Here is a 17,030-nt window from a genome sequence, read left to right on the forward strand (position 1 = left end):
CCCGACAAGGTTAAGTGAGTGTACGGATTTGTACATCGTAACACGAAAGAGTTCATTGGTGGATACAATGCAGGAGTACATCGAACGCGTCACCGACGGCGAGGACCTGACACAGGACGAGGCACGCGCGGTCGCGACGCTCGTCTTCGAAGAAGCGACGGAAGCACAGATCGGCGCGCTGCTGGCCGCACTCCGGGCGAAAGGCGAGACGGAAGCCGAGATCGCCGGGTTCGCACAGGGGATGCGCGACGCCGCACGGACCATCACGCCCCAGCGCGAGACGCTGGTCGATACCTGCGGCACGGGTGGGGACGACTACGACACGATCAACGTCTCGACGACGAGCGCCATCGTCGCCGCAGGCGCCGACGTCCCCATCGCCAAGCACGGGAACTACTCGGTCTCCTCCTCGTCGGGGAGCGCCGACGTACTCGAGGTGGCCGGCGTGAACGTCGACGCCGAACCGCCGTCCGTCGAGGCGGCCATCGAACGCGACGGCATCGGCTTCATGCTCGCGCCGGTGTTCCACCCGGCGATGAAGGCCGTCATCGGCCCGCGCAAGGAACTCGGGATGCGGACCGTCTTCAACATCCTCGGGCCGCTAACGAACCCGGCAGGCGCGAACGCACAGGTGCTCGGCGTCTACGACCCCGAACTGGTCCCGATGGTCGCCGAGGCGCTGGCCCGCCTGGACGTCGACCACGCGCTCGTCGTCCACGGCGACGGGCTGGACGAGATCGGTATCCACGGCGAGACGACCGTCGCCGAGGTCCGTGGCACCCACATCGAGGAGTACACGCTGGTTCCCGAGGACATCGGCCTCGAGACGGCCAGCATCGACGCCGTCGCGGGCGGGAGCCCCGAGGAGAACGCCGCGGACCTCCGCGGTATCGTCACGGGCGAGGTCACGGGCGCGAAACGGGACATCGTCCTCGCGAACGCGGGCGCGGCCATCTACGTCGCCGGCGTCGCCGACTCCCATACGGAGGGGGTCGACATGGCGCGGGAGGCCATCGGCTCCGGCGCAGCCGCCTCGAAACTCGACGACCTGGTGGGTGAATGACGCGCGTGAAAGTCTGCGGGGTGACGAACGCGGCCGACCGCGACGCCGTCGTCGCGAGCGGAACCGATGCCGTCGGCGTCATCCACGGCGTCCCGGTGGACACCCCCCGCGAGGTCGACCTCGGGACGGCCACCGACCTCCTGGCGGGCGTCCCCCCGCTCGTGACCAGCGTCCTCGTGACGATGCCACGGACGGTCCAGGATGCCGTCAAGCGCGTCGATACGGTCGAACCGGACGCCGTGCAGGTCCACGACGGCCTCAGTCCGGCGGAACTGGGTGCGCTCGACCGCCGGGTGACGCAGTCCATCATCGCCGTCGTCGACGCCACGGCCGACGATATCGAGGCCTACGCCAGCCACGCCGACGCCCTGCTCGTCGACTCCGTGGACGCCGAGGGCGCCGGCGGGACGGGCGAGACCCACGACTGGGACCGTACCCGCGAGGTCGTCGATTCGCTCTCGGTGCCGGTGATACTCGCCGGCGGCCTCACGCCCGAGAACGTCGGCGAGGCCGTCGAGACGGTCCGGCCCTTCGCCGTCGACGTGGCTTCGGGCGTCGAGGAGTCCGGCGGGTGGAAGGACCATGACGCGGTCGAGCAGTTCGTCGAGGCCGTCGGCGCGGCCGACCGGGAGGTGTCGGCGTGAGCCTCGACGTCACCCGCGAGGAGTTCGTCGAGTACGCCGCGGCCGACCGGCCGGTGGTCGTCCGCGCCGCCGCGCAGCTGGACGTCGATGTCGAACCGCTGACGGCCTACGCCGCGCTGACCGGACGGACCGGCCACGTCGACGCCAACGACTACACCTTCCTCCTGGAGAGCGCCGAGAAGGTCGCCTCCAGCGACCCCGACGGCGCGTTCGCCCCGGAGACCGACGACCGTCACGCGCGGTTCTCCTTCGTCGGCTACGACCCGCGGGCCGTCGTCACTGTCCGGGGCGAGGAGAGCGACGTGGAAGTGTTCGACGAGCGATACGCGGACCTCGTGGGGACAAACGGGGGCGACGTGGTCGACGACCTGCGGTCGGCAATGCCCGACGCAGAGTTGCGCGGGTTCCCGGAGATGAACCGCCAGCACCTCGAGGGCGGCCTCGTGGGCTTTCTCTCCTACGACGCCGTCTACGACCTCTGGCTCGACGAGGTGGGTCTGGACCGCCCGGACTCACGGTTCCCCGACGCCCAGTTCGTCCTGACGACGGCGACACTCCGCTTCGACCACGTCGAAGATTCGGTCGAGCTGGTGTTCACGCCCGTCCTCAGAGTCGGCGAGGACGCCAGCGAGCGCTACGACGAACTGGCCGCCGAGGTCGACCACGTCGAGGCTGTCCTGCGCGACCTGGAACCGCTCTCGACCGGCGAGTTCACGCGGACCGACGAGGTCGCGGGCCCACAAGACGAGTACGAAGACGCCGTCGAGCGCGCCAAGGAGTACGTCCTCTCGGGAGACATCTACCAGGGGGTCATCTCGCGGACCCGCGAACTCTACGGCGATGTCGACCCGCTGGGGTTCTACGAGGCGCTCCGGGAGGTGAACCCCTCGCCGTACATGTACCTGCTGGGCTACGACGACCTGACGATCATCGGGGCCAGCCCCGAGACGCTGGTGTCGGTGGCCGGCGACCACGTCGTCTCGAACCCCATCGCGGGCACCTGCCCGCGCGGAAACTCCCCGGTCGAGGACCGACGGCTGGCCGGCGAGATGCTCGCCGACGGGAAGGAGCGAGCCGAGCACACGATGCTCGTCGACCTGGCGCGAAACGACGTTCGACGGGTCTCCGAAGCCGGGTCGGTGCGCGTCGAGGAGTTCATGAACGTCCTGAAGTACAGCCACGTCCAGCACATCGAGTCGACGGTGACGGGCAAGCTCGCGGCCGAGTGTGACGCCTTCGACGCGGCGCGGGCCGCGTTCCCCGCCGGAACGCTCTCGGGCGCGCCGAAGATCCGGGCGATGGAGATCATCGACGAACTCGAACGCTCGCCGCGTGGCCCCTACGGCGGCGGCGTGGGCTACTTCGACTGGGCCGGTGACACCGACCTGGCCATCGTCATCCGGTCGGCGACAATCGAGGCCGGCGACGTTGCCGACGACGGCCCGGCCGGCGACCGAATCACGGTACAGGCCGGTGCCGGTATCGTCGCCGACTCGGACCCCGAAAGCGAGTACGTCGAGACCGAACAGAAGATGGACGGCGTGCTCACGGCGCTCGAGCGCATCGAGGCGCCGCCGGCACAGCAGCAGTCCGCGAGCGTGGAGGGGGACCGATGAGTTCCGCCTCGGCCGCGACCGCCATGGAGGCCGTCGACGAGGACCTCCGGGTGCTGTTCGTGGACAACTTCGACTCCTTTACCTACAACCTCGTGGAGTACGTCTCGGAGTACGCCGAGACGGAGGTGGTCCGCAACACGGCGTCCATCGAGGACGTCGACGCCTACGACCCCGACGCCATCGTCCTCTCGCCGGGGCCGGGCCACCCGAAGAACGGGCGCGACGTCGGCGTCACGATGGACGTGCTCACCGAACGCAGTCCCCAGGTGCCGACGCTGGGAGTCTGCCTGGGTCTCGAGGCGGCCGTCTACGCCTACGGCGGCACCATCGGGCGCGCACCGGAACCCGTCCACGGGAAGGCCTTTCCCATCACCCACGACGGGAAGGGTGTCTTCCGCGGCCTCGAACAGGGGTTCCAGGGCGGGCGATACCACTCGCTGGTCGCCGTCGACGTGCCGGACGTCTTCGAGGTGAGTGCGACGACGCCGGCCGACGCCGCGGCCGGCAACGACCACGCCGACGGGGCGGACCTGGTGATGGGCGTGCGCCACCGCGAGTACCCAATCGAGGCGGTCCAGTTCCACCCCGAGTCGGTGCTCACGTCGGTGGGCCACGACGTAATCCGGAACTTCCTCGCGGACGTCTAGAGTATCTGGAAGCCCAGGATACCGAGCACCCACAGCGCCGCGACGGCGATGATGGCCAGGACGACCAGACGCCAGGCCACCTTCATCACGACGCGGCCGACGAGCAAGACGACGGCGAGAGCGACCAGGCCGACAAGCAGCGCCGGCGGCGAGGTGAACTGCCCGAGTTGCAACAGGGGAAGCATACGTAGTATGATGCATCCGTGACACAAGTACTTCGTGGCCAGCGAGCCCCTGCCAGCAGGCGGGCGGCCGGCGTGGTCGGGGCGCGCGCCCTGTGGCCACCGAGTTACCGACAAACCGCAGGACGGCAGGCCGTCGTACGCCGACGGGGAGCGACAGGCGCTGTGGCGCCGGCGCGCGATCTCCACCCGAAAACCCCCTCTGATTTCTACTGGATATTCCGACTTCGTCTGTCGGTTCTGTCGGGTCCGGTTTCACTTTCACTGCGGTCTGCTCACCATTAATAAGATGCCGCCGTTTTCTACTGGTCGTACGCGAGTCCGTTCGCGCGATCCAGGCGACGCACCGACAGACAACCACCGTAGTCACCACTCCGAGTGACCGACGGCACGCGAGAAATCTGCAGTTCAACAGGGTTATACGCCATCCATGAATACGTATCTGCCGCCAGAAATGACAGGGATTCGGCCAGCACTCACACGAGGTATCGACCGGCAGCGGGGCGCTGCGGGTGGGAGGACGGACAGATGAGCGACGCGGACCTCTCCGCCGACGAGCTCACGCTCCCGATCAAACGAACCGACGGAGACACGCTCGAAGAGCGTCTGACCGGGAACGCCTACAACAACATCCTCCCGGCGCGGTACCTCCGCAAGGACGCGAACGGCGACATCGTCGAGGCCCCCGAGGACCTCTTCGAACGCGTCGCGAAGAACATCGCGCTCGCCGAGGCCGTCTTCGAGGCCGAGAAACAGGACGTCGAGATCACGGTCACGCCGGCCCAGCTCAAGCCCGACCACCCCCGGCGCGACGAGCTCGCCGCCGAGGTGTTCGGCAAGGGGACCACCACGGAGGACGACGCCGAGACGACGCTCTCGGTGTACAACGTCAACAAGTTCGCCTACGACACCGTCGTCCCCGAGCTCCCCGAGGACGTGCGGAGTCACGTCGAGGAGACCGCAGACGCCTTCCAGGAGCAGATGGAACAGCTCTCCTTCATGCCGAACTCGCCGACGCTGATGAACGCCGGCGACGAGCTCCAGCAACTGTCTGCGTGTTTCGTCGACTCGCCCGACGACGACATCGACGACATCCACCAGACCGCCAAGGAGGCCGCCCAGGTCTTCCAGTCCGGCGGTGGCATGGGCTATGCGTTCTGGCGGCTCCGCCCCTACGGCGACCCCGTCGGGTCGACCGGCGGCATCGCCAGCGGCCCCATCACGTTCATGCGGACCTACGACCAGATGTGCGAGACCATCGCCCAGGGTGGGGCGCGACGGGGGGCCCAGATGGGCGTCATGCGCGTCTCCCACCCGGACGTCATCCAGTTCATCCACGCCAAGAACAAGGACGTCTCGCTGGCCGAGACCCTGCGGCTGAACGATCCCGACGACTTCACGCACAACTCATTCGCCGAGGCCCTAGAGGAGGCCCGCGAGCTCATCGACGACGATGGGAAGGTCCCAAAGCACCTCCGCAACGCCGTCGAGGGCCACCTCTCGAACTTCAACATCTCGGTGGGGATCACCGACGGCTTCATGGAGGCCCTGCGGAACGGCGAGGACTTTACCTTCACCAACCCCCGCACCGAGGAACCGCACGTCGCCACCGCCGAGACCGTCGAGCTGTACGAGATGTTCGACCTCGGCGAGTACGTCGAGGCCGGCGAGGTGCTCTCGATCCCCGCCGAGAGGCTCTGGGAGCGCATCGTCCAGGGCGCCCACGAGAACGGCGAACCGGGCGTCATCTACCTCGAACGCGTCAACAAGCAACACTCGTTCGACGTCGAGAAACACCCCGACCACCGCATCCTCGCGACCAATCCGTGTGTCACCGGAGATACACTCATCAGCACCGAGAACGGTCTCCTTCCGGCCGAAGAACTCTACGAGCAGGGCGCCGCTCGCGACGTCGTCGTCGACGGTCGCCTCAGCGAGGAGACAGTCAAAGAGGCCAGCAGCGTCTACAAAACCGGTGAGAAAGACGTCTACAAGCTGACTACCGAGGAAGGCTACGAACTCCGCCTCACCGCCGACCATCGCGTCATGACCGACGACGGCTGGGTCGAAGCGCGGGATCTCGATACCGGCGATACCGTTCACATCCAGAACCGCAAGGGCGCGTTCGGCCAGCACGGCACCGCTGCGGAAGGGCGCGTCCTCGGTTGGACCGTCGGTGACGGCCATCTCAAGCACGGCGAGGAGCGCGCCGTCCTGAACTTCTACGACGAGGACGCCGAGATATCCGAGCAGTTCGCCGAAGACGTAAACGAGGTCGTCCGCGACCCGGTCGGCAATGCGGACTACGATGTCGGCGTCAGCGAAATAAGTCGGGACGACGACTATCGCGGTGCGCAGGCCGTCGAGCAGCGTATCCGCTCGGCGCGGCTGTACGAGTACGCCGAGGACGCCGGACTCGTCGAAAAGAAACTCCAGGTCCCCGACGCCGTCATGCGCGGCAGCGAGGAGATGGCGCGTGGCTTCCTGCAGGCGCTTTTCAGTGCCGACGGGAGTGTGCAGGGGAGCAGTCGAAACGGGCGGAGTATCCGTCTTTCGAGTTCCGACCGCGAGCTCCTCAAACAGACACAGCGACTCCTTCTCAACTTCGGGATTGCAAGTCGTATCTACGAGGAACGCCGCCCCGCGCAAACGAAAGAACTTCCGGATGGGAACGGTGGTACGAAGGAATACGAGACGAAAGCACAGCACGACTTGGCAATCACGAAGGAAAACCAGATCCGGTTCGCCGAAGAGATCGGCTTCCTCCACGGAGACAAGGCCGATGAATTAGCGGAGAATCTGGAGTCGTACACCTACACGCCGGAAAGCGAGTCCTTCACCGCTACAGTCTCGAGTGTCACTCTTGACGGCCACGAGGAAGTGTATGATCTGACTGAGCCAGAAACCCATTCATTCGTCGCTAACGGCCTTGTGACGCATAATTGCGGGGAGCAGCCACTCGAGGAGTACGAGGCCTGCAACCTCGGACACATCAACCTCTCGACGCTCGCCGCCCAGGACGCCCCCGACTACCGCGTCTGGGCCGAGGAACACGCCGACGAGTACGACGCCACCGAGGACGCCATCGACGCGTTCCTCGCGGAGTCGATGGACTGGGAAGAGTTCGACCGCCGCATCGAACTCGGGACTCGCTTCCTCGAGAACGTCGTCACGATGTCGGACTTCCCGGTCGAGAAGATCGAACAGAAGGTCCGCGAGATGCGCAAGATCGGCCTGGGCATCATGGGCCTCGCGCAACTCTACATCCAGCTTGGCGTCGAGTACGGCTCCGAGGAGGCAAACGAGGTCGCCCGCCAGCTGATGCGCCACATCAACCACGGCTCGAAGGCCGCCAGCCACGACCTCGCCCAGGAACGGGGCGTCTTCGAGGAGTGGGACAACTCGAAGTACGCCGACCCGACGGCGTACCGCGAGTGGTTCGAGAACCAGACCGGCGAGGACGCCGACGACTGGGAAGACGGCTACCCTATCCGGAACCACAACACGACGACCATCGCCCCGACCGGGACGACGTCGATGATCGGCAACACCACCGGCGGGTGTGAGCCCATCTACAACGTCGCCTACTACAAGAACGTCTCCGACGACGTCCAGGGCGACGAGATGCTCGTCGAGTTCGACGACTACTTCCTGCGGGCCCTAGAGGAGAACGGCATCGACGTCGAGGCCGTCAAGCAGGAGGCCCAGGAGCAGATGGCCGAGAACCGCTTCGACGGCGTCGCCGGTCTCTCGACGGTGCCGGACGCCATCGGCGAACTGTTCGTCACCACCGGCGACCTCTCGGCGCGCGACCACGCGGGCGTCCAGGTCGCCTGCCAGGAGGGGGTCGACTCGGCCATCTCGAAGACGGTCAACGCCCCCAACGACTCGACCATCGAGGACGCCGCCGAGGTCTTCGAGTACATCTACGACCACGGCGGGAAGGGCGTCACCTACTACCGCGACGGCACCCGCTCGAAGCAGGTGCTGACGACGCGTGCCCAGAACGCCGAGTTCGCCGACATGGACGCCGACGAGATCGTCGCCCAGATCGAGGAGCTGTTCGGCGGCATCGAGGGCTTCCTCGAGGACGAGGCCGTCCAGGCCGCCCTGGAGGAGTCCGTCGACGACATCCTGAGCGTCGCCGACGGCGAGCAAAGCGAGTACGCCAAGAAGCAGTCCCGACCGGACGTGCTCCACGGCGTCACGCAACGCATCGACACGGGCTACGGGAAACTGTACGTCAACATCAACGAGGACCCCACGGCCGACCGGCCGTTCGAACTCTTTGCCAACATCGGCAACTCCGGCGGCTTCACCGCCTCCTTCACCGAGGCGCTGGCCAAGACCATCTCGACGGCGCTGCGCTCGGGCGTCGACCCCGAAGAGATCGCCGACGAACTGCAGGGCATCCGGTCGCCGAAGGTCGCCTGGGACAAGGGCGAGCAGATCCAGTCCATCCCGGACGCTATCGGCACCGCCCTGCGCCGGTACCTCGACGGCGACGTCGACAAGGCCTACCCGCAGCAGGTGACCCTCGAGGAGACCGCCGAGGACGAGGACGTCGCCGAAGCCGAGGCCGACCCCTCGACGCACACCGACGGCGGTCCGTCGTCAATCGACGACGGAGCACGTCAGACACAGTCTGACGGCGGGCCACAGGCCACACAGGGAAGTGCCAGTACGGACGCCACCGGTGACCAGCAGGAACTCATCGACGCGGGCGAGAGCCCGGAGTGTCCGGACTGTGGGTCGCTGTCGCTGTACTACTCGGAGGGCTGTAAGACCTGCGAGTCCTGTGGCTGGTCCGAGTGCTGACGCGGTCAGTGTGACACGCGGAGTCTGAATTTCGTCTTCGCCGTCGGCGGTTTCTATCGCGGGACGTCCACCCAGCCGCTGATCCAGGACTCTCCCTCGCCGGGGACGTACGCGACCCGGATACCGCCGAACTCGGTTACCTCGACGTCGTCCGGCACGGGGTCCTGCCGGCCGGGTGCCTCCTGGTTGCTCATCGGGGCCCCGTCTGTCGGCCGTCGGCGAGGCGGTTCGGGTGCGGGCGGGCACGATACATGCCAGTTCGACCGGCACTCTGTCGGCGAGCCACCTCGTTATGCACCGGTAAATCGCCGTAATCGACCGTGTACGCGGCCGGTAGTCGGGCGTTTCTACTCCGGGAACTGCTTCGAGACCCACCCGGACGGGCCGCTGGGGAAGTTGCCCGCGATCTCGTCGGTCTGGACCGTCCCGCTGTCGTCGACCATCCGGACGACGACCGTGTGGGTGTCCCCGGGACGGTCGTAGGTGTACTGCCACTGGCGCCAGACGTCCTCGCCCGGCAGCGGGTCCGACAGCGTCGCCCGGTCCCAGGTCGCGCCGTCGTCGGTCGAGACCTCGACGCGGGAGACCCCGCGAAGGCCGGCGTAGGCGTGGCCGCCGACGCGGCGACGGCCGTTCCCCAGCGTCTCGTCGTAGTGTAACTTCGCGACGGGTTTGACCGGGCCGGTGCCGTGCCAGCCGCGTTTCTCCCAGTAGCCGTCGGCCTCGCGTTCCAGCAGTTCGATTTCGGTGAGCCACTTGACGTTGACCTCGCCCCAGTGGCCGGGCACCAGCGCGCGGACGGGGTAGCCGTGCCCTCGGGGGAGGACGGCGCCGTTCATCCCGTAGGCGAGCAGGCCGCCACGCAGGGCGTCGAGCGGGAACTCCTCGAAGTAGCCGTCGGCGGCCCGGAGCATCACGCACTCGCAGTCGCTCTGGACGCCCGCTTGCTCGAGGAACTGGTCGACCGGGACGCCGGTCCACAGCGCGTTGTCCATCTTCTTGCCGTTGAGCATCTCGCCGACACAGCGCAGCGTCACGAAGCGGTTCTCGGCGTCCATCTCGCGGAGGTCGTCGTACTCGAGGGTGACCTCCTGCTCGACGGCGCCGGTGATGGTCAGCGACCACTCGTCGGCGTCGAGGGCGGGGTCGATGGAGTTGATGTCGACCTCGTAGAACCGGTCGCTGACGAGTGGGTCGAGTCCCTCGACGTCGAAGGAGCTGGCCTCGGCCACTGCGAGTTGCTGCTCGACGTCGGCGAGGTCCGCGCCGGGGGCCTCGAGCGTGGGCGCGTCGGCCCCGAAGGCAGTCGCGGGTCGGCGGTTCCCCAGCGTGTAACCCAGCGCGCTCACCCCCAGCGCCGCACCGATGGTCGTCAGCGCGCGGCGGCGCTTTGCCGACACCGGTGAGAGCCGGTCGCTGGCCTCGTCGAGCACCTGGGCGAGGACGACGACGGCCGCCGCCGCCAGGGCCGGCCCGGCCGCGAGGACGAACGCGCCGGTCAGTGCGGCCGCCACCGCCCACGTGACGGCGGCGGTACCGACGCCCGGGACGAGGCGGTTGTTCGTTGCCGCGCCCGTCAGCAGCGCCGCCCGTGCGGCGAGCGCGACGAAGACGACGGCCACGAGCAGCGCCACCGCGAGGTTGAGTCGCTGGCCGAGGTTGCCAAGGTACGTGATGGCGTACGAGACGACGACGCCCGGCATCGACCGGGCGAGCGCCCGTTCGATGGGGGAGGCGACGAACGCCGGCGCGTATCCCGTGACCGCGTACGACCCGGCGAGTCCGGCAATCCCGGCAGCGAGGCTGACCAGCAGACGGCCGCCCCGGGTCTCGAGGACGTCGTTCGACATACGGTATCGAAGGGCGTGGTCGGCAAAAGGGTTTGTTCCAATTTCGACCCGACTCGGCGGCCGGGGCCGTCCGCAAGAGCGAAGCCACCCGGGAACGAGGCGTCGACAATGAGCGATGACGCGGGGGGCCGGCCCTGTCCGATGTGCGACCGGCCGATGTACCACCGCCACTGCAAGTACGTCTGTCCGGAACACGGCGTGGTCTACGACTGCGCGGACACCTTCTACTGAGCCGTGTGTCGGATTTATACGGGCGGCCCTCGCAAGAGCGGGCAATGAGTAGCGACCCGGACGGCATCGACGTCCTGCACGTCGACGACGACCCGGACTTCGCGGCGCTGACCGCGGTGCAGGTCCACCGCGTCGCGGACGACATCGCCGTCACCACCGAGTCGGACCCGTCCGCCGCCCTCGACCGGGTCGAGACGGGACCGTTCGACTGCGTCGTCAGCGACTACGACATGCCGGTGATGAACGGCCTCGAGCTGTTCGAGGCCGTCCGGTCGGCGGCCCCCGACCTGCCGTTCGTGCTCTTTACGAGGACCGGCGACGTCGCGGGCGAGGCCATCGAGGCCGGCGTCACCGAGTTCCAGCGAAAGCGGACCGGGAGCGACCAGTTCGCGGTGCTCGCCAACCGGGTCCGGCGGGCGGTCGAGCACCGGCGGGCGACCGACGGGCTCGCGGCGACCCGACGACAAGTCGACCAGTACGAGACGCTGGTCGAGAACGTCGGGGACGCGATGTACGTCCTCGACCGGTCGGGGGAGGTCCGGGTCGCGAACGACGCGATGGCGTCGCACCTGGGCACCCCGAAAGCCGACATCGTCGGCGCCAGACCGGCGGCGTTCATGCCCGAGGCCGACGTCCAGCGGGCGACGGACGAGCTCCAGCGACTCGCGGACGACGACGAGCGGACGTGGGCCCGCTTCGAGATGCGCACCATCGACGCCGACGGGACGGCGACGGTAAACGAGAACAAGGTCGCCCCGCTGCTGGACGACGAGGGGCGGGTCGTCGGCTCTGTCGGCGTCATCCGGGACATCAGCGAGCGGAAGGCACGCGAAGAAGAGCTCGAGCGGTACGAGACCATCGTCGAGGCGGTCGGTGACCCGGTGTATACACTCGACGCCGACGGCCGGTTCACCTCCGTCAACGAGGCGCTCTGTCAGATGACTGGCTACGACCACGACGAACTGATCGGCGAGCACATCGGCCGTATCATGACCGAGGCTGACGTCGAGGCCGGCGAGTCGGTCATCCGCGACCTGCTCGATGGCGACAGCGACCACGCGACCCTGGAGATGGACGTGGTGACCCAGGCCGGGGACCACGTCCCCAGCGAGAACCACATCGCCCTGCTTCCGCAGGCGGACGGCGAGTTCACCGGGTCGGCCGGCGTGGTGCGGGACATCGCCGAGCGCAAAGAACGGGAGCGACGGCTCGCCGAGTTCGCGTCGGTGGTCAGCCACGACCTGCGGAGTCCGCTCAACGTCGTCCAGGGGCGAATCGAACTCGCACAGTCCTCGGGTGACCTGCAACACCTCGAGACGGCCGCCGAGGGCGCCGCGCGGATGGAGGAGCTCATCGAGGACCTGCTGCTGCTCGCCCGGAAGGGTGAACTGGTCAGCGAGACGGGCCCGGTCGACGTCGAACAGGCCGCCCGGGCGGCCTGGCAGCACGTCGACGCGTCGGCGGCGACGCTCCGGGTCGAATCGACGGCCGTCATCGAGGCCGACGCGGCACGGCTCGGGGAGGTCTTCGAGAACCTGTTCCGCAACTGCCTCGAACACTGTGGCGACGAGGTGACGGTCCGGGTCGGTTCCGTCGAGGGAACCGACGGCACCGTGACCGGCTTCTACGTCGCCGACGACGGCCCCGGCGTCCCCGAGGCGGAACGCGACCAGGTCTTCGAGCGCGGCTACACGACCAACAGTAACGGGACGGGCTTTGGCCTCGCCATCGTCCGGGACGTCGTCGACGCACACGACTGGACGGTCGACCTCCGGGCGAGTGCGGCGGGCGGGGCGCGCTTCGACGTCACGACGACTCCGGCCGACCGGTGACGTGGCGGTAGGCCGGGCCGGCGAGCACCAGCAGTCCCATCGCGCCAAAGAGCAGGACCAGCTGCGGGAGCGCCTCGATGGAGAGGCCAGACAGCGACAGCGAGCGCATCGAGGCCCCGGCGAGCACCTCGACGGCGACCCACGGAATCTCGCCCACGAAGGTACCGACCACGAACGAACGCGTCGAGACGCCGGCGAACCCGGCGCCGTAGGAGACTGGGTCGGCCGGTACGGGCGAGAGGCGCGCGGCGAGCACCCCACGGGTCTCGCCGGTCACCTCGATGATCTGGCGGCCCGAGTCGCCGAGCCACCCGAACATCCCGCCCTGCTCGCCGGCCCGGCGGGCGAACCGGTAGGGGATGAGACAGGTGACCAGCGCGCCCATCAGCGCCACCGGGAACCCGTACTCGAACCCGAGGACGAACCCGACGAACGCCGAGAGCGGCATCGTCGGCCAGGCAAAGAGCGGCCGGACCAGGTACAGGCCGACGATGACCCCTGCCAGGTACACCGGGTGGTCCGCGAGGTGCGTGACCTCTGTGACGACCCGTGCCGGGGAGAGGATCGCCGTCGCGACAGCGACGACGGCAACCAGGGCCGCGGACCCGACCACCTGCCGTTTCGCGAGACGGTCCATCTACCTCCGAGAGTGGGACACAGCGACAAACCTCTTGTGGTAAGGGTTAATCCGTCGGCCCGAGTACGCAGTCGCGTGCCCGACGCCGACCGCGACCCCGTCGAACTCGGGGTCGAACTGCTCGCCCACCTCGAGCACGCCGAGCTGTCGGTGGCCGACGCCATCGACCGCATCGAGACGGTGACGACGAACCCGCAGGTCCAGCGCGAGATTCTCGACACCGCCGCGATGCGCGGGGTCATCGACCGCGAGGACGGCCTCGTCAGGCCCCGCTCGCGGGGCACCTACGTGAACTTCGACGCCGACGTCGTGGTCCGCGAGGGGTCGTTCACCTGCAAGCGCTGCGGGGCCGACATCGGGACCGGCCACTTCGTGCAACTGGACGGCGGCGAACTCGGGGCCTTCGGCTCGACGTGTATCAGGAAAGTGCTCGGCCGGGACGACGAGTGAGCGGCCTCAGCGGCCCTGGCGGAGCTCTTTGATGAGCTGCTGTATCGTCTCTTCCTGGCGCTGAATCCGCTCGTTCTGTCGCTCGACGGCGTCGGTCAGCTCGGCGATCTGGGATTCGAGCGCCGTGATGTCCGGGTCGGACCCGTCGGTCGACCGCGTCGGCGTCGCCTCGGCGGTGGCCGATGCCGTCGCCGGGGACTGTGACTCCGCCGTGGCGCCGGTCGAGGACTGGGGCTGGACGGCCACCTCGTCGGCGTCGGCCGCCCCTTCGCCCTCGTCCTCGTCTGGCTCGTCGCTGACGAGCGGGTCGATGCCGCTCTCGAGGCCCAGGCCGTCGGCCGCGTCACCGTCCTCGTCCTCGTCGGGACCGACCTTCGCTGCGAGCTCGTCCAGCGAGGCGACGTCGTGGTACGCGAAGACGGCGTCCTCGAGCGCCCGCCGGACCGCGTGGGCCTGCTCGTTTGGCGCCTTGATGCGCTCCGGCCGCTCCCCGAAGGCGATGACGATGGCCGTCGCGACGCTCCCCTCCTCGAACTGGAGGTCGGTGAGGTCCGCGAAGGAGAACTGCTCGAAGTCGGCGTCCCAGGTCGCGCTCCCGACGTGTTTGAGCAGCTGCGCCTCGGTGACCACGAGGGTGAGTTCGCTGAAGCGAAAGACCCCGGTGACGCTCTCGTCGGCGTCGACGACGCCGCCGGCCCGGAGTTTCCCCTCCAGCAGCCGTTCGAGCACCGGGTCGCCGCGCTTGAGTGGGACGGTCAGTTCGCGTTTCTCGTCGACGTACAGCAGCGTGAACTTGGTCTTGCGTCGGCCCTCCGAGATGGCGAGGCGTTCGAACTCCAGCGGATAGGCTGTGACTTTCTCGTCGCTGAGCAACCCCTCGCCACGGTAGACGAGCGCCCGGGTCGGTGTGAAACAGACGACGTCGTCGTCTCCGAGTTTCACGCCGGCCCGGACAGCCTCGTCCCCGAGCTCCTGTCGGACGAGGTCCGGAATGTCCATGGGAGGGAATTCCTGCCCTGTGGCTTAAATCCGGGGGTCAGGTGTGGTCTGGCTGACGGTGTGCCCGTGTGAGAGCCCCACAGCCTGCGCGCAGATGAGAACCTTCAAGACGGCAAGCGGCCAACGACAGACTGCACCCGCGCCCGGGTGGCTTAGCTGGACATAGCGCCGCACTCATAGGGTCTTCCGACTCATGCGGTACCTACCCGACATGACCCGTGGGGTGCTCGTCACACCCCGGACCTGGGCCATGCGGAGATCGAGGGTTCGGAGCCCTCCCCGGGCATTTTCCGACGAACCGCGAACGCCAGCCAGCGGTGACGCCGTGAGATGGCCCGCCGGCGACGAACTCGACCGGCGAAGGAAACTACGATTCCGTTTCGTCGAGGTAGTCCTCGATGGCCGCCGTGACTGTCGCCGCTTGCTCCCCGTCGAGCGGTTGCTGCGGGGCCCGCGGGGCGGGGTTGTCGATCACACCGAGGACCTCCAGCCCCTTCTTGATCGTGATCTGTGGATTCTTGACGAGCACAGCGTCCTCGAGGCGGACCATCGCGTGGTGCAGGTCCCGGACGGCGGCCCCGTTGCCGTCCCTCCCGGCCTCGAGGAGTCGAACGGCGTCCCCGGGGAAGAGGTTGGCACAGACCCCGACGAGCCCGACGGCCCCCGCCGCCGTCGCCGGGAGGGCGAGCGAGTCCCAGCCAGACATGACGTCGAAGTCCATGTCGGCCGTCCGGGCACAGAGGTCGTTTAGCTGGCCCATGTCGCCACTGGAGTCCTTGATGCCGACGATGTTCTCGTGGGCAGCCAGCGTCTCGACGACGTCCGGGGTGATGTTGAACCCCATGCCCGCGGGGAAGTTGTAGATGACCAGCGGCAGGTCGACGGCGTTCGCGACGGCCCGGTAGTGTGCCACGGTGTCGTCCTCGCTGGGCCGGGAGTAGTAGGGACCGAGGACGAGCGCGCCGTCGGCACCGACTTCCTCGGCGTGGCGGGTCAGTTCGATGGTCTCCCAGGTCGAGGGCGACCCGGTGCCGGCGATGACGTTCGTCGAGGCTTCCTCGACGGCGAACTCGATGACGTCCCGGTGCTCGTCGGGCGCGAGGGTCGACCGCTCGCCGGTCGTCCCAACGGGGGCGAAGCCGCTCACGCCGCCCGATTCGACGTGGTCGATCACGTCCGCGAGCGCGTCGTAGTCCACGTCGTCGGTATCGTCGAACGGTGTCGGGATCGGAGGAATGACGCCATTGGCAAGTGATGACATACAGGGGGTGGATCGGCGGGCGAGTAATAGGTTCCGATTTGATATGTCGTCGCGGCGTCACACGACCAGCGGTCCGCGATGCTCGCGAACGCGAGTGACCACTCGGAGTGGACGCCACGTGTGGACGCGCTGGACACGCTCTCGGTGATGATTGCTGTCACAGAGTGGCGTACGGCGTCGACGACCACACCCGGACTGTCACTCCCACGGCGGCCCGAGCCACGACCCCGGGTATCCGGTGTGGATATCGTGACGACGGGCCAGTCAGTGTGAAATGTCACGCCGGGGTAACACAGGGGTTAACGTGTCGGCAGACCGTAGTGGACCCATAATGGTCACCGTCACCGGGGCGTGGACGTCGGACGAGGCCGAGCGGTTCCTCCAGTCGACCGTCGTCCCCCTCCGACTCGGCTGTCGGCGGCCGAGCGGCGACCTGTGGATGCTCTCGCTGTGGTACCGGTACGACGACGGCCGGTTCGAGTGTGCGACCTCGGCCGACGCCGACGTGGTCCGCTTCCTCGACGCCGACGCGCACGTCTCCTTCGAGGTCTCGACGAACGAGCCGCCGTACCGCGGCGTCAGGGGCAACGGCACTGCGAGCGTCACGCCGGACGACGAGAAGGCGGTGTTGGGCGCGCTCATCGAGCGATACCTGGACGACACCGACTCGCCCCTGGCCCGGCGCCTGCGCTCGCCAGAGCGTCGCGAGGTCACCATCACGGTGACGCCGGACCGCCTCCACACCTGGGACTACACCGCCAGGATGTAGAGCAAAGCGCGTGGTTTTGATACCCGGAGAC

At 67.9% G+C, this 17,030-nt stretch carries 15 protein-coding genes and 1 tRNA gene; 10 read left to right on the top strand and 6 right to left on the bottom strand.

Annotated features, from left to right (window positions below; all coding sequences use genetic code 11):
- The first annotated feature begins 67 nt into the window (after positions 1-67).
- From trpD to trpG, 4 genes are read left to right on the top strand one after another with little or no spacing between them, the layout of a single operon-like run.
- Entirely contained in the window at positions 68-1,063 is a 996-nt protein-coding gene (gene trpD / locus P1K88_RS15125) for an anthranilate phosphoribosyltransferase (RefSeq protein WP_276411054.1), read from the top strand.
- Positions 1,060-1,707, top strand: a complete 648-nt coding sequence (locus tag P1K88_RS15130) for a phosphoribosylanthranilate isomerase (protein WP_276411055.1) — start codon at positions 1,060-1,062, stop codon at positions 1,705-1,707. The genes trpD and P1K88_RS15130 overlap by 4 nt, the downstream gene beginning before the upstream one ends.
- The gene (gene trpE / locus P1K88_RS15135; RefSeq protein ID WP_276411056.1) at positions 1,704-3,323 is read left to right on the top strand and encodes an anthranilate synthase component I; all 1,620 of its coding nucleotides are present in this window, start codon (positions 1,704-1,706) and stop codon (positions 3,321-3,323) included. The genes P1K88_RS15130 and trpE overlap by 4 nt, the downstream gene beginning before the upstream one ends.
- The gene (trpG, locus tag P1K88_RS15140) at positions 3,320-3,970 is read left to right on the top strand and encodes an anthranilate synthase component II (protein WP_276411057.1); all 651 of its coding nucleotides are present in this window, start codon (positions 3,320-3,322) and stop codon (positions 3,968-3,970) included. The genes trpE and trpG overlap by 4 nt, the downstream gene beginning before the upstream one ends.
- Here the strand turns inward: trpG and P1K88_RS15145 are convergent.
- Complete coding sequence (locus P1K88_RS15145) at positions 3,967-4,155, bottom strand: DUF8029 family protein (protein ID WP_276411058.1); 189 nt, start codon at positions 4,153-4,155, stop codon at positions 3,967-3,969. The genes trpG and P1K88_RS15145 overlap by 4 nt on opposite strands.
- Positions 4,156-4,680: 525 nt before the next feature.
- On the opposite strand from P1K88_RS15145, the gene P1K88_RS15150 reads away from it, so the two are divergent.
- Positions 4,681-8,970, top strand: coding sequence for an LAGLIDADG family homing endonuclease (locus P1K88_RS15150; protein ID WP_276411059.1), 4,290 nt, complete (start codon positions 4,681-4,683; stop codon positions 8,968-8,970).
- A gap of 53 nt (positions 8,971-9,023) precedes the next feature.
- On the opposite strand, the gene P1K88_RS15155 is transcribed toward P1K88_RS15150, so the two are convergent.
- Both P1K88_RS15155 and P1K88_RS15160 read right to left on the bottom strand, forming a co-directional pair.
- Positions 9,024-9,164 (bottom strand): hypothetical protein, encoded by a 141-nt coding sequence (locus P1K88_RS15155; protein ID WP_276411060.1) that lies wholly within the window; start codon positions 9,162-9,164, stop codon positions 9,024-9,026.
- Between the two features lie 153 nt (positions 9,165-9,317).
- Positions 9,318-10,820, bottom strand: coding sequence for a molybdopterin-dependent oxidoreductase (locus P1K88_RS15160; RefSeq protein WP_276411061.1), 1,503 nt, complete (start codon positions 10,818-10,820; stop codon positions 9,318-9,320).
- A gap of 108 nt (positions 10,821-10,928) precedes the next feature.
- Here P1K88_RS15160 and P1K88_RS15165 point away from each other — a divergent pair, with 108 nt between their 5' ends.
- Both P1K88_RS15165 and P1K88_RS15170 read left to right on the top strand, forming a co-directional pair.
- Positions 10,929-11,051: an HVO_2523 family zinc finger protein gene (locus tag P1K88_RS15165; RefSeq protein WP_276296639.1), complete on the top strand. Its 123-nt coding sequence runs from the start codon at positions 10,929-10,931 to the stop codon at positions 11,049-11,051.
- A gap of 44 nt (positions 11,052-11,095) precedes the next feature.
- A complete protein-coding gene (locus P1K88_RS15170; RefSeq protein ID WP_276411062.1) occupies positions 11,096-12,883 on the top strand; it encodes a PAS domain S-box protein in 1,788 nt (595 codons plus the stop codon).
- Here the strand turns inward: P1K88_RS15170 and P1K88_RS15175 are convergent.
- Entirely contained in the window at positions 12,858-13,520 is a 663-nt protein-coding gene (locus tag P1K88_RS15175) for a TVP38/TMEM64 family protein (protein WP_276411063.1), read from the bottom strand. The genes P1K88_RS15170 and P1K88_RS15175 overlap by 26 nt on opposite strands.
- Positions 13,521-13,595: 75 nt before the next feature.
- Between P1K88_RS15175 and P1K88_RS15180 the strand changes: the two genes are divergently transcribed.
- The gene (locus P1K88_RS15180) at positions 13,596-13,970 is read left to right on the top strand and encodes a DUF5830 family protein (protein WP_276411064.1); all 375 of its coding nucleotides are present in this window, start codon (positions 13,596-13,598) and stop codon (positions 13,968-13,970) included.
- A 6-nt stretch (positions 13,971-13,976) separates the two neighbouring features.
- Here P1K88_RS15180 and P1K88_RS15185 read toward each other — a convergent pair whose 3' ends face one another.
- Positions 13,977-14,969 carry a DUF7115 domain-containing protein gene (locus tag P1K88_RS15185; protein WP_276411065.1) on the bottom strand — a complete coding sequence of 331 codons (993 nt, stop codon included), beginning with the start codon at positions 14,967-14,969 and terminating at the stop codon, positions 13,977-13,979.
- A 141-nt stretch (positions 14,970-15,110) separates the two neighbouring features.
- On the opposite strand from P1K88_RS15185, the gene P1K88_RS15190 reads away from it, so the two are divergent.
- Positions 15,111-15,255 (top strand) — tRNA-Met (locus P1K88_RS15190).
- Positions 15,256-15,336: 81 nt separating this feature from the next.
- On the opposite strand, the gene dapA is transcribed toward P1K88_RS15190, so the two are convergent.
- Positions 15,337-16,230, bottom strand: coding sequence for a 4-hydroxy-tetrahydrodipicolinate synthase (dapA, locus tag P1K88_RS15195; RefSeq protein ID WP_276411066.1), 894 nt, complete (start codon positions 16,228-16,230; stop codon positions 15,337-15,339).
- Between the two features lie 331 nt (positions 16,231-16,561).
- Between dapA and P1K88_RS15200 the strand changes: the two genes are divergently transcribed.
- Positions 16,562-16,999 carry a pyridoxamine 5'-phosphate oxidase family protein gene (locus tag P1K88_RS15200; RefSeq protein WP_276411067.1) on the top strand — a complete coding sequence of 146 codons (438 nt, stop codon included), beginning with the start codon at positions 16,562-16,564 and terminating at the stop codon, positions 16,997-16,999.
- The last annotated feature ends 31 nt before the right edge of the window (positions 17,000-17,030 follow it).

The sequence above is a fragment of the Haloarcula halobia genome, assembly GCF_029338255.1.
Lineage (GTDB): Archaea > Halobacteriota > Halobacteria > Halobacteriales > Haloarculaceae > Haloarcula > Haloarcula halobia.